The 19598-nt window shown below is 50.7% G+C and carries 19 protein-coding genes; 7 read left to right on the top strand and 12 right to left on the bottom strand.

Going from position 1 to position 19598, the window contains the following annotated elements:
- Positions 1–95 precede the first annotated feature (95 nt).
- Positions 96–1493, top strand: a complete 1398-nt coding sequence (locus OGX95_RS17540; protein WP_286630374.1) for a hypothetical protein — start codon at positions 96–98, stop codon at positions 1491–1493.
- A 62-nt stretch (positions 1494–1555) separates the two neighbouring features.
- On the opposite strand, the gene OGX95_RS17535 is transcribed toward OGX95_RS17540, so the two are convergent.
- Both OGX95_RS17535 and OGX95_RS17530 read right to left on the bottom strand, forming a co-directional pair.
- Positions 1556–3340, bottom strand: coding sequence for a diguanylate cyclase (locus tag OGX95_RS17535; protein ID WP_286630373.1), 1785 nt, complete (start codon positions 3338–3340; stop codon positions 1556–1558).
- A gap of 116 nt (positions 3341–3456) precedes the next feature.
- Entirely contained in the window at positions 3457–4566 is a 1110-nt protein-coding gene (locus tag OGX95_RS17530) for an AI-2E family transporter (RefSeq protein ID WP_286630372.1), read from the bottom strand.
- A gap of 181 nt (positions 4567–4747) precedes the next feature.
- On the opposite strand from OGX95_RS17530, the gene OGX95_RS17525 reads away from it, so the two are divergent.
- Positions 4748–5446: an RluA family pseudouridine synthase gene (locus tag OGX95_RS17525; RefSeq protein ID WP_286630371.1), complete on the top strand. Its 699-nt coding sequence runs from the start codon at positions 4748–4750 to the stop codon at positions 5444–5446.
- Positions 5447–5465: 19 nt separating this feature from the next.
- Here the strand turns inward: OGX95_RS17525 and mdtK are convergent, their stop codons facing one another.
- Complete coding sequence (mdtK, locus tag OGX95_RS17520; RefSeq protein WP_286630370.1) at positions 5466–6839, bottom strand: multidrug efflux MATE transporter MdtK; 1374 nt, start codon at positions 6837–6839, stop codon at positions 5466–5468.
- A 217-nt stretch (positions 6840–7056) separates the two neighbouring features.
- Here mdtK and OGX95_RS17515 point away from each other — a divergent pair, with 217 nt between their 5' ends.
- Positions 7057–7704: a riboflavin synthase subunit alpha gene (locus OGX95_RS17515; protein ID WP_286630369.1), complete on the top strand. Its 648-nt coding sequence runs from the start codon at positions 7057–7059 to the stop codon at positions 7702–7704.
- Between the two features lie 48 nt (positions 7705–7752).
- Here the strand turns inward: OGX95_RS17515 and cfa are convergent, their stop codons facing one another.
- Together cfa and punC are read right to left on the bottom strand one after the other, a co-directional pair.
- Positions 7753–8901, bottom strand: a complete 1149-nt coding sequence (gene cfa / locus OGX95_RS17510; RefSeq protein ID WP_286630368.1) for a cyclopropane fatty acyl phospholipid synthase — start codon at positions 8899–8901, stop codon at positions 7753–7755.
- 290 nt (positions 8902–9191) lie between these two features.
- Positions 9192–10397: a purine nucleoside transporter PunC gene (punC, locus tag OGX95_RS17505; RefSeq protein ID WP_286630367.1), complete on the bottom strand. Its 1206-nt coding sequence runs from the start codon at positions 10395–10397 to the stop codon at positions 9192–9194.
- A gap of 111 nt (positions 10398–10508) precedes the next feature.
- On the opposite strand from punC, the gene punR reads away from it, so the two are divergent.
- Positions 10509–11441: a DNA-binding transcriptional activator PunR gene (punR, locus tag OGX95_RS17500; protein ID WP_286630366.1), complete on the top strand. Its 933-nt coding sequence runs from the start codon at positions 10509–10511 to the stop codon at positions 11439–11441.
- On the opposite strand, the gene purR is transcribed toward punR, so the two are convergent.
- The gene (gene purR / locus OGX95_RS17495; protein WP_286630365.1) at positions 11438–12463 is read right to left on the bottom strand and encodes an HTH-type transcriptional repressor PurR; all 1026 of its coding nucleotides are present in this window, start codon (positions 12461–12463) and stop codon (positions 11438–11440) included. The genes punR and purR overlap by 4 nt on opposite strands.
- A 297-nt stretch (positions 12464–12760) precedes the next feature.
- Here purR and cydH point away from each other — a divergent pair, with 297 nt between their 5' ends.
- Positions 12761–12850 (top strand): cytochrome bd-I accessory subunit CydH, encoded by a 90-nt coding sequence (gene cydH, locus OGX95_RS17490; protein ID WP_003029209.1) that lies wholly within the window; start codon positions 12761–12763, stop codon positions 12848–12850.
- Positions 12851–13028: 178 nt separating this feature from the next.
- On the top strand, positions 13029–14198 hold the full coding sequence (locus OGX95_RS17485; protein WP_286630364.1) for an MFS transporter: 1170 nt from the start codon (positions 13029–13031) through the stop codon (positions 14196–14198).
- Between the two features lie 40 nt (positions 14199–14238).
- Here OGX95_RS17485 and sodB read toward each other — a convergent pair whose 3' ends face one another.
- Together sodB and OGX95_RS17475 are read right to left on the bottom strand one after the other, a co-directional pair.
- Positions 14239–14820 (bottom strand): superoxide dismutase [Fe], encoded by a 582-nt coding sequence (sodB, locus tag OGX95_RS17480; protein WP_048211764.1) that lies wholly within the window; start codon positions 14818–14820, stop codon positions 14239–14241.
- Between the two features lie 127 nt (positions 14821–14947).
- A complete protein-coding gene (locus OGX95_RS17475; RefSeq protein ID WP_286630363.1) occupies positions 14948–15778 on the bottom strand; it encodes a C40 family peptidase in 831 nt (276 codons plus the stop codon).
- 334 nt (positions 15779–16112) lie between these two features.
- Between OGX95_RS17475 and grxD the strand changes: the two genes are divergently transcribed.
- Complete coding sequence (gene grxD / locus OGX95_RS17470; RefSeq protein ID WP_003832760.1) at positions 16113–16460, top strand: monothiol glutaredoxin 4; 348 nt, start codon at positions 16113–16115, stop codon at positions 16458–16460.
- 51 nt (positions 16461–16511) lie between these two features.
- On the opposite strand, the gene rnt is transcribed toward grxD, so the two are convergent.
- The 4 genes from rnt to OGX95_RS17450 form a co-directional block, all read right to left on the bottom strand.
- Positions 16512–17159, bottom strand: a complete 648-nt coding sequence (rnt, locus tag OGX95_RS17465) for a ribonuclease T (protein ID WP_286630362.1) — start codon at positions 17157–17159, stop codon at positions 16512–16514.
- Positions 17160–17253: 94 nt separating this feature from the next.
- Entirely contained in the window at positions 17254–17661 is a 408-nt protein-coding gene (gene gloA, locus OGX95_RS17460; protein WP_003029198.1) for a lactoylglutathione lyase, read from the bottom strand.
- A gap of 112 nt (positions 17662–17773) precedes the next feature.
- A complete protein-coding gene (locus OGX95_RS17455) occupies positions 17774–18871 on the bottom strand; it encodes an alkene reductase (RefSeq protein ID WP_286630361.1) in 1098 nt (365 codons plus the stop codon).
- A gap of 58 nt (positions 18872–18929) precedes the next feature.
- Positions 18930–19529, bottom strand: coding sequence for a TetR/AcrR family transcriptional regulator (locus tag OGX95_RS17450; RefSeq protein WP_286630360.1), 600 nt, complete (start codon positions 19527–19529; stop codon positions 18930–18932).
- Positions 19530–19598: the final 69 nt, after the last annotated feature.

Here is a 19598-nt window from a genome sequence, read left to right as displayed (position 1 = left end):
GGGCAACATTATTTTGGCTTTACGGGTAGGGCACCCATACTTATGTTTGGAAATCCCTTCTTAATCATGGCGATAACTTTCGACAAGGAAGTACAATGCATAAAGAAGTTCCTGTGAAACTCGATCTTGCGGCATTACAAAGTCGTGGGCCATTGCTGTGGGAGAAAAAGCTGCGTCCAGGTGACGTTTTGTTAGTTTGTGGGAACAGCCCATTCAGCTCACTAATTGTGAAAGCGAGCCGCGGACCGTACTCTCATGCCGCTATCTGGATTCATGGGGGTGATTCAGGCATTGAAAGTCTATATCTTGCCGAATCGGATACATCGGGGGTCGGATTTACTTTCTTATTACCAATGAGTCTGTATCCCGGAGGGCAGTCCACTGCTGAAAGGGTTATTTGCATCCCCGAAAATCCGAGAGAATGGATTTTATTGCGCCATCCTGCATGCGAAAATATTGATCTCGCCAGGATGATTCAGGCTTCGAAAGATCTACAGGAAAATGATTTTTATAAAACCTACTCTGCTGTACCGAGACTTCTTGATGCCATAACGCTACCCGATTTTCCACATTTACTGGCAAAACATGTTGCGCAAGCAATCGAGTCCTGTCGTTTTGATAAAGGAACGCGAGGCACATTTTGTTCTGAGCTTGTTGCTACATTTTTTTCCAGGCTCGGTCTGGAACTGTTTACCGATGGACGTGATCCGCACACCGTTTCGCCAAATGATTTTTTATTGCCAGAATGCCGATTAACCGTGGTTACCGATGCGTTTGTCGATGCAGACAGTTTGCTACCGGGAACCTACGGCTACGGAACGCCTTATCAAAAACGGAGTAAAGATCCTTTTTTGCGTACGATGATAAGCAATCGCGACGTATACGATAAAATCGCCGTAAGTATGGAAGGTGCAGAGAGCGCTCTGCAGGAAGCAAGCGCCTGGATTATTGCACAGCACATTAAGAATGCCAGTGCTATGGAACGCCAGTTTGCTGAGCAGATTGCGCTGGCAGAACAGTGGCATGAGTATGAACAAGTCGAGAAATTACAGCGTTACGCGATAATGTTTAAATATGGCTACCGCTTACTACAAAATTTATATGAACTTAATCATCACTATTGGTTCGGAGATAGTCCCCTTATTGACATTGCTGCCTGGAATCAGGCCAGTGCAACGCTTCAGATTAGCGCCAGCCAGATGCTATATTGTGCCCAGCGTGCACTAATTAGAAACACGGCACTTTCAGGTTTGCGCAGAATAAGAAGTATGCACAAAAATTCACCGCCAGGCCGAATACAGTTAGCCAAATTTAGACGCTTACGAGCTAATAATTTGAAACTTTGGTGCCAGTATAAAACAGACAGTTACACCGGCCTTGATTCCTGTATAAGATTATTACCTGCAGGGGCGCCTGGTGAGCAGGCAACTGCATATATTCAGGATGTAATCCAGAAAACTCACCAGTCACTTATCGATGAATATACCACTTAATGAGGGGACTTCCTCGGGTGGGTTATTTTAGGAAGTACCCGTTTGGGCTTGCGCACCGCTTTTTAGCTCGCTTCCAGCATACCAAAGCTCACTATGCGCGAACGCCCCAGCTCTTTTGCACGATACAGCGCGACATCCGCGGCACGTAACAGGTTATCGCTCTGGGCGTGCTGCGGGTAGCTGGCGACACCAATAGAGACATCAACGTGACCGATATCAGAAACGCCAAAGCTGAGCGTCAACTCGCGTACGCCGTTGTAAATGTCCGTCGCAAAGCGATTGGCCGCTTCTTCATCCATACCGGCAAGTAGAACCAGAAACTCTTCACCACCGTAGCGGAAGGCCATTCCGTGGTCGTGAACAACGCGCTGAATAATTGCCGCAATACTTTTTATCACACCATCACCTGCCTCATGACCAAAACGGTCGTTGATGCTTTTGAAGTGATCGATATCGATCATCAGGCAACTGATCGGTTCCTGGTTGTGGACAGCCTGACTCATCTGGGTGCGCAGCGTGTCTTCAAGGTGATGGCGGTTGCGCAGGCCGGTCAGTGGGTCATAAAGCGCTTTTTCCAGTAGTGCATCGCGCAGACGTTGGTTGGCTAATGCCAGTCCAAGTGCCTCGGCCATCAGCTCCAGATAAGCACGAGAAGGGGCAGAATTGTCGCTGAGATTCTGGAATGAGAGCAGGCCGATGGCTTCCCCCTGGGCGATCAACGGTATGCACAGGGTATGAGCCTGACACGACTCAGGCAGGTGGTAGCAGGCGATATCGGGCTCGCCCTGCACGGGAGGATGACTTTGCCCACGGCGCACTGCCCAGCATTCATCCGGATGGAAAGGGTCTGCTTTGCCTTGCGGCGAGAGCCACTCGGCGGCACAGCGCATGTGCCAGGCTTCCCGGTCAAGAATGTAGAGCCGCCCGGCAACGCCTGGGGCAATGTTCGGAGCAAAAAGCTGTGCGACATTGATAACATCGGCAAAGTTTTCGCAGCCCTGTAAGCGCTGGGTCATACGAGCCAACAGTTCGCGGATCGCCCAGTCGGCATCCCGCTCTTTCTCCAGCCGCTGCCGCGCAAGGCCGTTCTCGCGAAAAATGCGAATGGCTTGTGCCATATCGCCAATCTCATCAATCTGATTAAAGTTTGGCGTTTCTACGGCGTAATCCTGCGAGGCGAGGCGATGAACCACGTCGCTCAGACGCACAACCGGACGCAGTACGCGGCGTTTCAAAATAAAGCCGAGGACAAACAAAAACAACAGCGCGGTTAATCCGACCATAACTTCAGAGAGCGTTCGCAGTATGCGGGATGTCCTGGTAGCATCTTCAATGCTGTTACGTACACGGTTATCGAGCAACTGCCGGAAATGATCTATCCGCACCTGCGCCCGTTCCAGCTCCTGTTCATAGGCTTTACCGTAGAGCAGAACGATAGCCTGTGACGTTTCTCCGCGGGCCATACTGGCGAGCGCCGTTGCTTGCTCTTCCTGCAGCGCATCGACAATTTGTAATCCTTCATGCAGTAGCGCCAGTTCTTCATCTGTCGCGCCGAAGTCTTTTAATTTTGTTAACCGCAGCTCAACCGCTTTTAGCGACGACGCCTTCTGGCGATAGGCGTTCAGCGCCTCTGGATCTTTAGCGATCACGTACTCGCGAGCTAAATCGGACAATGACCAGGCATCGAGCTCTACCTCTTCAGTTAGCTGATCAAATTTATACCGCTGCTCTACCACCTGACGTTCAGTATTGTCTGCTCCGGATGCCATCAGCATAACAACGCCGGAGGCAATGGTCAGACATACCGTCGCACTGTAAGCCCAGTTGGTGATTGTGGCTATTCGCACTTTTTCGTTCCTTCTGCGACGATTAATGAATAAGCATGATTGAAATTATAGGAAACGTATGATTTTGCGTGAAAACAAAAGGCGGCCCGAGGCCGCCCCTTGTTATCGTCATGCCATCATAAATCTGGAGGGTTTTTTCCTTCTTCCATGAACGCTTCATCGATACCTTCTACGTTGCCCTCATGGTCACGTCCGGAGAACAGATTCCAGCTGGCCAAAAAGAGTGCGGCGATCAGCGGGCCAATCACAAAACCGTTGATACCGTATATCTCCATCCCGCCAAGAGTGGTAATCAATATCAGGTAATCCGGCATTTTTGTGTCTTTTCCAACCAGTAGCGGGCGCAGGATATTGTCCACCAGTCCGACAATAATGACGAAAAATCCGACAATAAACAGCCCTTGCCACAGCTGGTGGGTAGCGAAGAGGAAAATGGCAGCGGGAACCCAAACTATCGCCGAGCCAACCGCAGGCACTAGCGAGAGAAATGCCATTAGTGCGCCCCACAAAATGCTGCCGTCGATGTCGACAATGGCGAAAGCAATGCCGCCAAGCGTGCCCTGTACGACAGCGACAACCGCCGTGCCTTTGACTGTCGCCCGTGTGACACCCACGAATTTGGCAAACAAGTGCTGTTTGGCAAAATCAGACAGCGGTAAGGAATCCAGAATCTGACGCACCAGATACGGTCCATCCTTCAGCAGGAAAAACAGCAAGTACAGCATGATGCCAAAGCTGATGGCGAAGCCAAAGGTTCCTTTACCAATCAGGAAAGCACTGCCTGCGAGGTACTGTCCGCCCTGTAGCGCAATGTCGGATAATTTTTTCTGGATCTGCGCGACATCATCCAGATTGTGTTCCGCGAGGAATCCTCTGGCCCAGTCAGGAAGATAAGAAAGAATAGAACTGACCACTTCCGGAAACTGCGTATTGTTTTGCTGCAACTTGGTGTAAACCACATTCAGTTCGATTGCCAACGACGACAGGGTCACCATCAGCGGAATAAAGACAATCAAACAGATAATCCCGATAGTGATTAACGATGCCAGACCGTTACGTTCGCCAAGCGCACTGCGCAGTTTGTTTTTCACCGGGTTAAAGATAGTCGTCAGAATTGCGGCCCACAAGATTGCGGAGAAGTAGGGGGACAACACGTCGAAAAACGCCCAGGTTACGAGGGCAAGAATGAAAATGAAGAAACCTTTGGTCAGTCCGTTAAATCGCATTAGTGAATCCTGTAACTGAGAAGCAGTCTCGACTATAGAACTGTTCAGCAGAATTACCAACTGTGGATGTTGAACGATGTAACCAGGTTGTTCATCTGTAATGTGACGCAGGACGGGCTTGATTCGCCAGCCGGTTGAAAATTCGTTATGATCCCCCCCCACTTTTTAGTCTGGTTGTCTGATGTCTACGATTCTTGATTCCTTTGTTGCTCCGCCGTGCCATGACGAAATAGAGATCCTTTACCAGGATGAACATCTGCTGCTTATCAATAAACCCAGTGGGTTGCTGAGTCTGTCGGGGAAAAATCCGCAAAATCTCGACTCAGTGCACTATCGACTGGTACAGATATTCCCGGGCTGCACGCTGGTGCACCGGCTTGATTTTGGTACTTCTGGTCTGATGGTCGTTGCACGCAATAAAACAATCAATGCTGCGCTCTGTCAGCAGTTCAGCCAGCGTTCGGTGACAAAGGTGTACAGCGCATTGTTATGTGGACACCTTAAACAGGATGAAGGTGTGATTGATGCTGCCATTGTCAAAGATCCAGCACTGTTTCCGTTGATGTCGATTAGCGCAGTTAGCGGTAAGCCTGCGCGTTCTCGTTTTCGGGTGATTGAGCGCTTCAATAAGCGACTGAAGGATGGAAGGTCACTGCCCCTGACGCGGGTGCAACTGATGCCGGAGACCGGACGAACCCATCAGCTACGTCTTCATTGTCAGCATTTGGGTCATCCGATTTGGGGCTGCGATCTTTATGGTGGGCGTGAGTGGCCTGGCACGGAGCAGACGTCGCGGCTGATGCTACACGCCAGCGAACTGCGCCTGGTACATCCCATCAGCAAAGAACAAATCAACGCCTGCCATGCCAGCCCATTTTAACTCGACGGCTATTAGAGTGTTATCTCGCTGCACGTTGCAGAATGACGGCTGACGGCTGGCGTTGCAGAAAACGCATCCGTAGCATCATCAACACTGCGGCAGAGGTCAGGCCAATAATAAAGCCCATCCAGAAGCCTGCAGGCCCCATGCGGTCGACGACCAGATCGGTGAGCGCAAGAATATATCCACTTGGCAAACCCAGCACCCAGTACGCCGTGAAGGTGATAAAGAAAATGGAACGCGTATCTTTATAACCACGCAGGATCCCGCTGCCAATAACCTGAATTGAGTCCGAAATCTGGTACACGGCAGCCAGTAACATCAGCTGTGCAGCCAGTGTGACAACTTCAGGATTATTGTTGTAGAGCAGGGCGATGTGTTCGCGCAATGTGACGGTGAAAATGGCGGTCATCATCGCCATACATACGCCGACACCTAAACCTGTTCTGGCAGCAGTCTGTGCATCCAACGTTGATCCCTGACCCAGGCGGTATCCCACACGAATGGTAACGGCAGCAGCCAGAGACATCGGCAAGACAAACATTAATGAGCTGAAGTTCAGTGCGATTTGGTGTCCGGCGACGTCGACAATCCCCAGAGGGGAGACCAACAGCGCCACCACGGCAAACAGCGTGACTTCGAAAAATAGTGCCAGCGCAATTGGTAAACCCAACTGCACCAGGCGTTTCATCACCGCGGTGTCAGGTTTCTGGAAGCCACGGACATTACGGATGTCGCGCATTGATCGGGCTCGTTTTATGTAAGAAAGCATAGCGGCAAACATCACCCAATATACCGCCGCCGTTGCCACACCACAGCCTACGCCGCCCAGTTCCGGCATACCTAAATGGCCATAGATGAAAACATAGTTAACCGGAATGTTCACCAACAGGCCGAGAAAACCCATTACCATTGCCGGTTTGGTCTTGGCCAGACCTTCGCACTGGTTACGGGCAACCTGGAAGAATAAATATCCGGGCGCCCCCCATAGTAGCGCGCGCAGATAGCCAACAGCTTTGTCGGCCAGAGCAGGATCAATGTTATGCATCGAGCGGATAATGTATCCCGCATTCCAAAGCACAATCATGATCAGAACGGATACGATCCCCGCCAGCCAGAACCCCTGACGTATTTGATGAGCAATACGATCGCGGCGACCGGAACCGTTAAGTTGCGCAATCACTGGCGTCAGCGCCAGCAACAGACCGTGGCCAAACAGAATTGCGGGTAGCCAGATGGACGTACCAATAGCAACGGCTGCCATGTCCGTCGCGCTGTATCCGCCGGCCATCACGGTATCGACGAATCCCATTGCGGTTTGAGCGATTTGCGCAAGAATCACCGGAATTGCCAGAGCTAATAACTGACGCGCTTCACTTACATACTTTTGCACGTGTACACCACTATATTGTTGTTATTTGAGAGACTAAAAAAGCCGCCTTATATGGCAGCAAGAAGAAAATGCAGGGGAAATTTCAGTCTATTGTAGCGAGGAATCCGTATTTCTCCAGTGAAAAAATAGGCGGCAGTGGCGCATTGCTGGCAACCTGATTTTCCACCTGCTATTGTGCACAGCAGAGATGTCTTAATTGAGTTCAGGAGTTACAGGTATGTTTACGGGTATTGTGCAGGGCACCGCGAAACTGGTGTCGATTGATGAAAAACCGAATTTTCGCACACATGTAGTGGAGTTACCTGAATACATGTTGGATGGGCTGGAGACCGGCGCATCAGTGGCGCACAACGGTTGTTGTCTGACAGTGACCGACATTAACGGTAACCAGATAAGCTTCGATCTGATGAAAGAAACGCTGCGTATCACTAATCTGGGTGACCTGAAAGTCGGGGATCTGGTCAACGTTGAACGTGCGGCAAAATTCAGCGATGAGATCGGCGGACATTTGATGTCAGGCCATATTATGACTACCGCTGAAATATCTAAAATCCTGACCTCTGAAAATAATCGCCAGGTGTGGTTTAAAGTTCAGGATCCGTCGCTGATGAAATACATCCTGTACAAAGGATTTATCGGTATTGACGGTATTAGCCTGACGGTAGGTGAAGTCACACCGACACGCTTTTGCGTGCATTTGATTCCGGAAACCCTGGAACGTACGACGCTGGGCAAGAAAAAACTGGGTGCGCGAGTCAATATCGAAATTGACCCGCAAACACAGGCCGTTGTTGATACGGTTGAACGTGTATTGGCTGCGCGTGAAAGTGCGATGGGTACCGTTACTGGCGAAGCGGGAATTTAAGTCAGAATAAAAAGCCCCCGATAGCTCGGGGGCGACAGGCGATACCCTCTAACGCGGAACACGGAGCCCGTGTTCAACGCCACGAGAGAACACAACCTGCCACAGCTGAATGTCGCGCGCGCGAAATGCGCCAGCACACGCATTCAGGTAATAACTGAACATCCGTTTAAAGCGCTCAGTATAGTTGTCGGCAATTTCTGGCCAGGCTGTCATGAAACGCTCGTGCCAGGCCATCAGGGTGGTATCGTAATCCGCACCAAAGTTGTGCCAGTCCTCCATCACAAAATGTGGCTCGCTGGCATTGGCAATCTGGCGAACTGACGGTAAACAGCCGTTCGGGAAGATATATTTATTGATCCATGGATCAACATTATTGTCGGTTTTTCTGGAACCGATGGTATGCAGCAAGAAAAGACCATCTTGCTTTAAATTGCGGTCAACAACGTCAAAATAGGTGTTGTAGTTTTTGGGTCCCACATGCTCAAACATACCGACGGAAACGATACGGTCGAACCGGTCGTTCAGGTCACGGTAGTCCTGCAGTAAAATCGTGACATCCAGCCCTTCACAGCGCGTCTGCGCCATTTTTTGCTGTTCTGCTGAAATCGTTACGCCAGTCACGCTCACCCCGTATTGTGACGCCATGAACTGGGACAAGCCTCCCCAGCCGCAGCCAATATCGAGTACGCGCATACCTGGCTTCAATTGCAATTTCTCGGCAATCATTTTTAGCTTCGCCTGCTGGGCAGATTCCAGGGTATCGGCATCTTTCCAGTAGGCGCAGGAATATTGCATGTAGGGATCAAGCATGCGGGTAAAGAGATCGTTGCCAAGATCGTAGTGTTCTTTGCCAACGACCCACGCACGTTTTTTGGTTTGTAAATTAAACAGACGAGCCGTTGCGATACGTAGCGTATCTCTGAAGTTGCGGGGGAGTTGGCTTTCAAGACCTGCACGCAGGACTTTGCTAAAAAACATATCCAGCCGATCGCATTCCCACCAGCCGTCCATATAACTTTCACCTAAACCCAACGATCCTTCCTGCAACACACGTTTGAAAAAGTCGGGGTTTTTAACGCGAATATCTGCCGGTGCCGGGCCATTAATGGTAATGCCTGCACGGCTCAATAACTCATTGGTGATTCGGTACCAGTTATCATCCGGTACGCTGACGTCTTCTATACATGATGAACTCATAGCTTCTCCATCACTGGTCGGTGATCAGAACCTTAAAACAGCGTAGACGCTTTTTTGGGCTTTGTGAGAAATCTCACGGAATTAATCCGCGAATCTATAATCCGACGTAGAACAGAGGAAGGGAGAAACCCTTGCCGAAAAGGCCATCCATGGGAAAACGGGAACCTGCTTGCTCCCGTTACTCTATAAATCTTATCGTTTTATTAACAGCCGAAAATCAGTATAGGCCTGAATTTTTGGCTATTCAACCGATAATTGTTAGCGGGCTAATTAAGTGCCCGCAACAATGATTAATGCGACTCACCGTGCGCAATTTGCGCGCTCTCATCCGGCAAGGATGTGTTGTCAGTCTGTGACTGCATTTTGTAGCCTAGCGCGGCCAGCAGCACTGTCGTCAGCATAACGCTGGTGGTGGTGAGCAGCGGCGTGCTGATTAACCACGAAACGACCAGGCTTGCCAGGAAGCATAACCCCAGTTGCAGCGTGTTCTGCAGCGCAGCGGCACGCCCTGTTGCCTGAGGGAATGGACGCAGCGCCTGGGCGACAACGATAGGGTAGATTGCCCCGTTTGCAATGGCCATCACGCAGAATGGGATCAGGATTTCAGCCAACGCAACGTGGTGAATAAAGCCAGTAGCCCAGGTGGCGATAACGCTAATGGCATACAGGATAAGTAACCACGGCAGAAGCTGGCGACCCTGCCATTTTTGCAGTGCCGCGCGGCAGCCGTAACCACCGATCAAAAATGCAATAGTTTGCGGAACATAGCTCAAACCTATCACAGCCGGACTATAGCCCATTTCGCTAAGGATAAACGGTGAACCCGTCAGCCATGCGAAGAAGCTCGCAGAACATGCTGCGTAAATCAGTACATTTCCACGGTATGCTTTGGAGCGCAGCAGCGTAGCGAACGTCAGTTTATCCTGGCTATCATCGCGCGCTTTTGCTGTTGGTTTTAAGCGCAGAGCCGGCAACATCAGGATCAGGGTAATCGCAAAAAGGGTGGCAAAAATGGCCTGCCAGGAAAAATGTATCAGGATCCAACTGCCTAATAACGGTGCAAGTGCAGGTGACAATCCGACCAGCGGCATAATGGTGGCAAAGATGCGGTTTACTTTTTGTGAAGGATAATAATCGGTAACCAGCGCCTGCCAGATAACCGAAGCCGCACAGACACCAACGGCCTGAATAAAGCGAAGCACCAGTAAGCCGGTGGCGTTTTCTACCCACAACATGCCCAGGCTGCCCAGCGCGAAGATGGATAAGCCCAGCATCAAAATCGGTTTACGACCATAGTGGTCGGAGAGTGGACCCCACAAAAGTTGTGCAACGGCAAAACCGGCTAAGAACAAACTAAGGCTGGCACTCACGGCAGAAGCGGGTGTCTGTAAATCGGACTGAATAGCAGCAAAGGCGGGCAAATACATATCGGTTGCCAGAAATCCTAGCACGCTTAGACCTGCCAGCCAGACTAAAAAACCTTTTCCTGGTTGCATTATCGTTTCTCTTTTTAGCAATAGAACATTGCCGCTGAGTGTAGTGAGTGTAATTCTCGCTGTGAAACGCTAATATTTGCTTACTGATTTCAAATTTTTTGCAGGCAGAGCATGTGGTCGGAATATTCACTTGAGGTTGTTGATGCGGTGGCGCGTAACGGTAGCTTTAGTTCGGCCGCTCAGGAGTTGCACCGCGTACCTTCGGCGGTAAGCTACACTGTGCGCCAACTGGAAGAGTGGCTGGCTGTACCTCTTTTTGAACGTCGTCATCGGGACGTGGAATTAACGCCTGCTGGCGCGTGGTTTTTAAAAGAAGGTCGGTCTGTTATCAAAAAAATGCAGATCACCCGGCAGCAATGTCAACAAATCGCCAATGGCTGGCGAGGACAGCTGGCGATTGCGGTAGATAATATTGTTCGCCCGGAACGAACCCGACAGATGATTGTGGATTTCTACCGCCATTTCGATGATGTGGAACTTCTGGTCTTTCAGGAGGTGTTTAATGGCGTCTGGGATGCGCTTTCGGATGGTCGCGTGGAGTTAGCTATCGGAGCAACGCAGGCCATTCCTGTAGGGGGACGCTATACGTTCCGGGATATGGGAATGCTGAGCTGGAGTTGTGTGGTAGCCAGTCATCATCCGCTGGCGACAATGCCGGGACCGCTCAGTGACGATACGTTGCGCAACTGGCCATCGCTGGTGCGCGAAGACACGTCCCGCACGCTGCCGAAACGTATTACATGGTTGCTGGACAACCAAAAACGCGTCGTGGTTCCTGACTGGGAATCCTCGGCCACCTGCTTGTCAGCCGGACTCTGTGTCGGGATGGTACCGACGCATTTTGCAAAACCGTGGATCGATAGTGGAAAATGGGTGGCGTTACAGCTGGAAAATCCGTTCCCGGATGCCGCTTGTTGCCTGACCTGGCAGCAGAATGATACGTCGCCTGCACTGAGCTGGTTACTGGACTACCTGGGGGATAGTGAGACGCTGAATAAAGAGTGGCTGCGGGAGCCGGATGAGGCTCCCGCACAACTGACTTAACGACGATAATCGCGGAATGGACCGTCGGCAACGGAACGACGTTCTACCAGACGTGGATGCACCTCGATTGACTGCGATTCTTCACGTTTATTCACGATACGGTCTAACAGCATGTTGAAAGCTGTTTCACCAAGTGAATCTTTTGGCTGGTGGATGGTGGTCAGCGCAGGGGTGAAGTAACGAGCGTTGCGCACGTTGTCGTAACCGATAACTGAGATATCCTGCGGCACGCGCAGTCCCATCTCGTCTGCGGCACACAGCGCACCCATCGCCATAATATCGCCACCACAGAATACGGCGGTTGGGCGATGCGACTGGGAGATGATTTGCTGCATAGCGCGGTAGCCGGATTCAGGTTCGAAATCACCCTGTACAATCCAGTTTTCGGGAACTTTAATCAGCGCTTCTTCCATCGCTTTCATGAAGCCAGCCAGACGGCCTGCGCCGGTATTACGCTCCATGGGACCCGGGATCACACCGATCTCACGATGACCGCGTTCAATCAGATACCGGCCCGCCATGTAACCACCTTCGAAAGCGTTATCAATGACGGTATCGGTAAAGTCGGCTTTTGCTTCGCCCCAGTCCATGACCACCATTGGAATATGGCGATACTCTTCGAGCATGGAAAGCAGTGATTCTGGATACTCTGAACACATTACCAACAGGCCATCTACGCGCTTTTGCGCCATCATAGACAGGTATGCCTGCTGTTTTTCAAGACTGTTCCAGGCGTTGCCCAGAATCAGCGTGTAGCCTTTCTGGAAACAATTCTTCTCAACAGCCTCGATAATTTCGGCAAAATAGGCAGCTTCACTGCTGGTTGCCAACAAACCGATCGATTTGGTGTGATTCACCTTCAGGCTACGTGCCACTGCGCTGGGGGAGTAGTGCAGTTCTTTAATCGCTGCCCAGACAGCGTTGCGCGTTTCTTCTGCGACAAAGCGCGTTTTGTTAATTACGTGTGATACGGTTGTAGTGGAAACGTTTGCTCGCTTCGCTACATCTTTAATAGTTGCCATTACATCTCACTCCAGACCATATCCTAAGCTCCTGAGAATACTCCAGGTAAACGTTTGCCTTCACACACCCTCAACGCAACGTCGGGGTTGCGGCACGCCGGGAAAACGACACGGAACGTCAGGAAGGGGTCAATGGCCGGTACGCTAATCAAGTAAGCGTGGAATTTTGTCTGATCTTAACGAAAAGGGGAAGAGTTAAAAGCAGTTATCAATATAAATCGTGAGAGATTTTTGCTTTCAAGTGTGTAAAAATGCGCAATATCACTTTTTGTGTGGGAATAAAAAGGAGAAAACTTGATGAGCACCGATCTGAAATTTTCGTTAGTGACAACCATAATTGTTCTGGGCCTGATTGTCGCGGGTGGCCTGACTGCAGCACTGCACTGATTTCCCCCCGAGGGAGTTTGCTCTCCCTCATCCTTTCTGCTTGTCTTTTCCGTCCTATTTTTTGCCAATAAGCAAAAGTCTTTTGCAATTTTGTTAACTTTATTAATTTTGCGATCAATGTCATGCTTTTGACTCTTATGATGTGTCGTGCCAAGGCTCGACGTTACGGAGTCGATAGATGAAAATAAATTATCCTTTACTGGCACTGGCGATAGGTGCGTTTGGCATTGGAACGACAGAATTTTCTCCCATGGGATTGCTACCCGTCATTGCCAAAGGTGTGGATGTTTCAATTCCGGCAGCTGGGATGTTAATCAGCGCGTATGCGGTAGGCGTGATGGTTGGCGCACCGCTGATGACATTACTGCTGTCCCATCGTGCGCGTCGCAATGCGCTTATCTTCCTGATGGCCATTTTTACGTTGGGTAATGTGCTTTCGGCGATATCTCCGGATTACACGACGCTGATGCTGTCGCGCATTTTGACCAGTCTTAACCACGGGGCATTTTTTGGCCTCGGTTCGGTTGTGGCAGCAAGCGTTGTCCCCAAACATAAACAGGCCAGCGCCGTTGCGACTATGTTTATGGGGTTAACTATCGCCAATATTGGCGGTGTTCCTGCGGCAACCTGGCTTGGGGAAACCATCGGCTGGCGTATGTCCTTTATGGCGACGGCGGGACTGGGTGTTATCGCAATGGTCAGTCTGTTCTTTTCGTTACCGAAAGGTGGGGCTGGTGAGCGCCCTGATGTGCGCAAAGAACTGGCGGTGCTAATGCGTCCACAAGTGGTGTCAGCGTTACTGACGACCGTTCTGGGGGCCGGGGCGATGTTTACGCTTTATACCTACATCTCACCCGTGCTGCATAGCATTACTCATGCTACGCCGGCGTTTGTCACCGGTATGCTGGTGCTGATTGGCGTTGGGTTCTCTATCGGTAACTATCTGGGGGGGAAACTGGCTGACCGTTCGGTTAACGGTACGCTGAAAGGCTTTTTGCTGCTGCTAATGATTATTATGCTGGCAATACCTTTCCTTGCTCGTAATGAGCTGGGTGCGGCCGTGAGTATGGTGGTGTGGGGCGCAGCAACGTTTGCGGTGGTTCCGCCGCTGCAGATGCGAGTGATGCGCGTTGCCAGCGAGGCACCTGGATTGTCATCGTCAGTTAATATTGGCGCGTTTAATCTGGGGAATGCCCTGGGAGCGGCTGCTGGTGGGGCGGTAATTTCCGGAGGGTTGGGCTACAGTTTCGTACCGGTAATGGGGGCGATTGTGGCGGGTCTTGCGCTACTGCTGGTCTTTGTCTCGGCAAGGAAACAAGCGGAAGAAGTCTGCAACGCAACGAATTAAAAACAAAAACGCAGAAGGGAACCCCTTCTGCGTTGTCATTTTATGCTGCGAAGTTTTTCGCAACAAATTCCCAGTTCACCAGTGCCCAGAAGTGTTCCAGGTAGCCAGGACGGGCATTACGATAATCGATGTAGTAGGCATGTTCCCACACGTCAACGGTCATCAGAGGCGTCGCGTCAGTCGTCAGCGGTGTACCTGCGTTGGAGGTGGACACGATAGCCAGTTTGCCATCCGTTCCTTTTACCAGCCAGGTCCAGCCAGAACCGAAATTCTTGATAGCGGCGTCGGTGAATTGTGCTTTGAAGTCTGCAAAGCTGCCAAAGGAGGCAGCAATCGCTTCGGCCAGTTTACCGGTCGGCTCGCCACCTGCGTTTGGTGCCAGGCAGTTCCAGTAGAACGTGTGGTTCCATACCTGTGCTGCGTTATTGAATACACCACCTTCAGAGCTACGTACGATCTCTTCCAGTGATTTACCTTCAAACGCGGTGCCTTTAATCAGGTTATTCAGATTGGTCACGTAAGTTTGATGGTGTTTGCCATAGTGGTATTCCAGCGTTTCGGCAGAAATGTGCGGTGCCAGAGCATCTTTGGCATACGGTAATGCAGGTAATTCGAACGACATTGCTTCTCTCCTTATTATTTATATTGAGTACACACAATAGCCTCATTGTGAGTAAGGATAGGGTAGCAAATTGAAAGGTTATGCAAAAGAAGAACTTACCCTACAGCATATTCTGCAGGGTAAGTTTTTAGCGAATTGTTTTCGGCGTCATCACACGGCGAGCGCCCACGTAGTGGCGTTGCCAGTAGTCTTCGCTCAGAGAGGTTATTTGAATTTCCTGACCGCTACGTGGAGACTGGATAAATTTACCATTGCCGACATAGACGCCAACGTGGTCGGCGGTACCGCGACCCTGCGTGCGGAAGAAGACCAGATCACCGTTTTTCAGTTCACCACGTTCAATCGGCGCAGCGTCGCGCAGGTGATACATTTCATTAGCGGTACGCGGAATGCGGAACTTCACCAGATCTTTGTATGCATAATAAACCAGCCCGCTGCAATCAAAACCGGTTCTGGGTGATGTACCACCCCAACGGTAAGGTTTACCGATTTGGTTCATCAGGGTAGACATGGCGGTTTTGGTCGCTTTCTGTACTTTCACTTTATGTACATCCGCAACGGCTGTTGGTGCAGTCGTCTTCACTTTTACACAACGTGGCTTATGACCTTTGCGCGGGGTACATTTTTCAGTCCAGGTGACGGCGGGGGTTTGTATTGCCGCTGCTTTACTGCGACGATTTGCTGTTTTCGTCGATTTTGCCGGAGTCGCTGTGCGTTTTTTGGAAGAGGAGGCCGTTTTCGTACTGGTTTTACTGGTGTTTTTTGCCGCTGTTTTCTTGTTGGTTTTTGTTGCTTTTTGGCTGGTTGTTGCGCTTTTCTTTTTATCTACCGTCTTGACGGTGTGGGAAACGGTAGGTGTCGTCCTGGCCTGCCTGGAAGCATGGGCCACTGACGTAAAAGGCAGTGTGGTAAAAAGCAAAGCACAGAGCGTGATCGAGATTCGGTTTATCCGCGCCACTGAGCAGTCCTCTGGTAAGGCAGGTCTATCGTGCCTGCGTGTGATTTTCAAAACTTGACGATTCTAATCTATAGAAAGAGGGAAAGTTAATAGCTTTTTTCGTTTAAAACTACGTTTCGTAACCGACCGCAAAAAAAAACAGCAATTCAAGGCGTAATTGGTGAACAGATAATCAAATCCACAGGCATTATGCGGATAAATGAGATTGTGAATGCAACTTTTAACGACAGGCGATAAAATAATACCGCGTAATGAAAATGTTATTTTCCGTTACCTGCCTGACCCGCTACAATGTCAGACTACTGCCGTAAAAGAAGTTTAAGGAAGCAAGATAATGAGCACCACTATCGAAAAAATCCAGCGCCAGATCGCTGAAAACCCGATTCTCCTGTACATGAAAGGTTCCCCAAAACTGCCAAGCTGCGGTTTCTCTGCTCAGGCTGTGCAGGCGTTGTCCGCCTGTGGTGAACGTTTTGCTTACGTTGATATTCTGCAGAACCCGGATATTCGCGCCGAGCTGCCGAAATATGCCAACTGGCCGACTTTCCCACAGCTGTGGGTTGATGGTGAACTGGTAGGCGGCTGTGACATTTTAATTGAAATGTACCAGCGCGGTGAGTTGCAGCAGTTGATTAAAGAAACTGCGGCGAAATACAAAACCGAAGAGCCGGACGCTGAGTAACCAGCAAAAATAAAAAAGCGACCTCAGCAGGTCGCTTTTTTTATGCCGCCGTTACGCCTCTTCGGGCACTGGCAGAGGCCAGCCGCCGAGACGTTTCCAGCGGTTAACAATTTCGCAGAACAGAACGGCTGTCCGTTCTGTGTCATACAGCGCCGAGTGCGCCTGAGTCCCATCAAACTCCATTCCTGCAGCCAGACAGGCTTTTGACAGTACTGTTTGCCCCAACGACAGGCCGCTTAATGCTGCCGTATCAAAGGTGACGAAGGGGTGAAACGGATTGCGTTTCAGTGAGGCGCGTTCTGCCGCAGCCATCATAAAACTGTGATCGAATGTCGCATTGTGCGCCACCATGATCGCCCGATTACAGCCGCTATCTTTGATACCTTTACGCACCATTTTAAAGATGGCATGCAGCGCGTCGTGCTCGCTGACGGCGCCACGCAGCGGGTTGCTCGGGTCAATGCCGTTAAATGCCAGCGCTTCGGGTTGTAAATTCGCCCCTTCAAACGGTTCAACGTGGAAATGTAACGTCATGTCCGGCATCAGCCAGCCTTGTTCATCCATTTTCAGTGTGATGGCGGCAATTTCAAGCAGCGCATCGGTTTTGGCGTTAAATCCTGCTGTTTCGACATCAATGACGACAGGATAAAAACCACGAAAACGGTCACACAGACCGGAAAGTTGAGCGTTATCGGACATCTGGGTCTCTTAATACGGGAAAATTGCAGCGCGTATTATGGCAAAATGATGAGTATAAAACTACGGGCACAGACGATCTGCGCCCGAGGAGAGGTTAGTCGCCCAGACCGCGACCGGCGTCTTTTTCTTCGATCAGCTCAATTTTATAGCCATCTGGATCTTCAACAAACGCGATGACCGTCGTACCGCCTTTTACCGGACCCGCTTCACGCGTCACGTTACCGCCGTTTTGACGGATACGTTCACAGGCCTCTGCCGCGTTATCTACGCTCAGGGCAATGTGACCATATGCGGTACCCAGTTCATACTTGTCTACACCCCAGTTATAGGTCAGTTCGATCACGGCTTCGCTGGTTTCAGGGCCGTAACCGACAAACGCCAGAGAGTACTTATATTCAGGGTTTTCGCTGGTACGCAGCAGCTTCATGCCCAACACGTTGGTATAAAACTCGATAGAACGCTGCAGGTCACCCACACGCAGCATGGTATGAAGTAAACGCATCTTTCTTCCCCTTCAAAAATGGCTAATACATTCAAAATGTTGTTTTAGTATAGCGGCGTTATAACGCCGCTATCAATGAACGATTAGAAATCGATTGGCAATTCTCAGGACGTTACAGGGTAGGATAATCGGTATAGCCTTCAGCTCCGCCGCCGTAGAAACTTTCCGCACGCTGTGGATTGAGCTCTGCCTTACGCTGCAGACGTGCAACCAGATCCGGGTTAGCAATGTAAGCACGACCAAAGGCAACTGCATCGATCAGACCTTTCTCGATCAGTGATTCGGCTTTCTCTGGCGTATAGGCACCCGCACCAATAATCGGACCGTGGAAACGTGCGCGAACTTTCTCGCGAAACGCGTCTGAATACGGTTCGCCACCCGCCCAGTCTGGCTCGGACATATGCAGATAAGCGATGCCGCGCTTGCCCAATTGTTCGATCAGGTACAGAGCATCAGCTTCTTCATTCGGACCGTTGTCGACGTTCTGGAACGAGCCGATAGGGGAAACACGGATACCAATACGATCGGCACCCCATTCTTTAATACCTGCATCGACGACGTCCAGCACCAGACGCGCGCGATTTTCAACGCTACCGCCGTATTGATCGGTACGCTGGTTTGAGGTTGGCGACAAGAACTGGTGCAGTAAGTAACCGTGAGCCGAGTGCAGCTCAACCAGGTCAAAGCCGGCTTCACGCGCATTGGCAATCGCCTGGCGGAAATCATTCACGATGCCAGGGATTTCTTCGGTTTCCAGCGCACGCGGCATTGAGGTATCGGCACGTGTGGCCAGTCCATTTTCATCGCGTAGAGACGTTCGGGTTCCGGCACTGATGGCGGACGGGGCAACCGGAGCCTGACCGTTTGGCTGCAGACTGGAGTGGGAGATACGCCCGGTATGCCACAGCTGAACGGCAATATGGCCCTGCTCAGCGTGTACAGCCGCCGTAATCTTTTTCCACGCAGCAATTTGTGCATCACTGTGCAAACCTGGTGCTCCGGCATAACCTTTCGCTTGCGCTGAAATCTGTGTAGCTTCGCTAATGATCAGACCTGCACTGGCGCGTTGACGATAGTACTCGGCCATCAGCGGAGTAGGGATGTCGCCAGGTTCGATACTACGCAGACGCGTCAGCGGGGCCATAAAGACGCGGTTTGCCGCGGTGATCGCACCCACTTTGAGCGGGGAAAACAATTTATCAGATGACATATTAACTCCAGGTATGAATAGACCGGTCGTCTAGTAATTGGGTAAATAAAAACGCCTGTTAAACGGCAGGCGCTGCAATGATGGTTTTAACGTGAGCCAGCGCGTTTTCCAGCGGCGTGGCACTACGCGACATTTTGGCCTGCAGGTTGGCTCCCAGCCACAGCGCATATAACACCTGCGCCTGCTGCAAAGGTTCGCCCATAAACGACAGACAATGGTTCGCCTGACCTTTTTCCAGCGCCTGCGCCAGCAGCGTAATAATGTGTCGGGCGCCTTTGTCCATTGCTGTACGCATATCTTCGGAAAGATCGCACACTTCGGCGGACAATTTTACGGTTAAACAGCCACTGATGATGCCGTGCTGGCTAAACTGGTTCAGGGTTTCCTGATAGTAGGCCAGAATACGGTCACGGTAGTTCCCTGCGCCCGTCTCAAAATGCGCAGCCAGTCGCTGATGATAGGCCGCGTAATGACGCTCCAGCATCGCCACACCGAACGCTTCTTTTGAGCGAAAATAGTGATAAAACGAACCCTTGGGAACCTCTGCGGTTTTCAGTAGCTCGCTTAAACCCATACCGGTGAAACCGCGCTGCATACACAGTTGCTCGCCGGTCGCCAAAAGATGTTCGCGTGTATCGTGTTCAGTTACTTTGTTCATGTCGAGGAGTGTAATAGACCAGTCGGTCTAATGCAATAGCGCTTGCCAGATTTTCAGTTACCGTCTTCA

Origin of the sequence: Citrobacter sp. Cu233 (genome assembly GCF_030332225.1) — a bacterium.
Classification (GTDB): domain Bacteria; phylum Pseudomonadota; class Gammaproteobacteria; order Enterobacterales; family Enterobacteriaceae; genus Citrobacter.
Note: the sequence above shows the minus strand (reverse complement) of the source record. Positions and strands in the feature narration are given on the sequence as shown.

What these genes read in the sequence shown, in the direction of transcription:
- cfa (WP_286630368.1), bottom strand. Translation starts at nt 8,901, where the DNA reads ATGAGTTCATCATGTATAGAAGACGTCAGCGTACCGGATGATAACTGG.
- OGX95_RS17455 (WP_286630361.1), bottom strand. Translation starts at nt 18,871, where the DNA reads ATGTCATCTGATAAATTGTTTTCCCCGCTCAAAGTGGGTGCGATCACC.
- gloA (WP_003029198.1), bottom strand. Translation starts at nt 17,661, where the DNA reads ATGCGTTTACTTCATACCATGCTGCGTGTGGGTGACCTGCAGCGTTCT.
- cydH (WP_003029209.1), top strand. Translation starts at nt 12,761, where the DNA reads ATGAGCACCGATCTGAAATTTTCGTTAGTGACAACCATAATTGTTCTG.
- OGX95_RS17540 (WP_286630374.1), top strand. Translation starts at nt 96, where the DNA reads ATGCATAAAGAAGTTCCTGTGAAACTCGATCTTGCGGCATTACAAAGT.
- punR (WP_286630366.1), top strand. Translation starts at nt 10,509, where the DNA reads ATGTGGTCGGAATATTCACTTGAGGTTGTTGATGCGGTGGCGCGTAAC.
- rnt (WP_286630362.1), bottom strand. Translation starts at nt 17,159, where the DNA reads ATGTCCGATAACGCTCAACTTTCCGGTCTGTGTGACCGTTTTCGTGGT.
- grxD (WP_003832760.1), top strand. Translation starts at nt 16,113, where the DNA reads ATGAGCACCACTATCGAAAAAATCCAGCGCCAGATCGCTGAAAACCCG.
- sodB (WP_048211764.1), bottom strand. Translation starts at nt 14,820, where the DNA reads ATGTCGTTCGAATTACCTGCATTACCGTATGCCAAAGATGCTCTGGCA.
- punC (WP_286630367.1), bottom strand. Translation starts at nt 10,397, where the DNA reads ATGCAACCAGGAAAAGGTTTTTTAGTCTGGCTGGCAGGTCTAAGCGTG.
- OGX95_RS17530 (WP_286630372.1), bottom strand. Translation starts at nt 4,566, where the DNA reads ATGCGATTTAACGGACTGACCAAAGGTTTCTTCATTTTCATTCTTGCC.
- OGX95_RS17525 (WP_286630371.1), top strand. Translation starts at nt 4,748, where the DNA reads ATGTCTACGATTCTTGATTCCTTTGTTGCTCCGCCGTGCCATGACGAA.
- purR (WP_286630365.1), bottom strand. Translation starts at nt 12,463, where the DNA reads ATGGCAACTATTAAAGATGTAGCGAAGCGAGCAAACGTTTCCACTACA.
- OGX95_RS17450 (WP_286630360.1), bottom strand. Translation starts at nt 19,529, where the DNA reads ATGAACAAAGTAACTGAACACGATACACGCGAACATCTTTTGGCGACC.
- OGX95_RS17485 (WP_286630364.1), top strand. Translation starts at nt 13,029, where the DNA reads ATGAAAATAAATTATCCTTTACTGGCACTGGCGATAGGTGCGTTTGGC.
- OGX95_RS17515 (WP_286630369.1), top strand. Translation starts at nt 7,057, where the DNA reads ATGTTTACGGGTATTGTGCAGGGCACCGCGAAACTGGTGTCGATTGAT.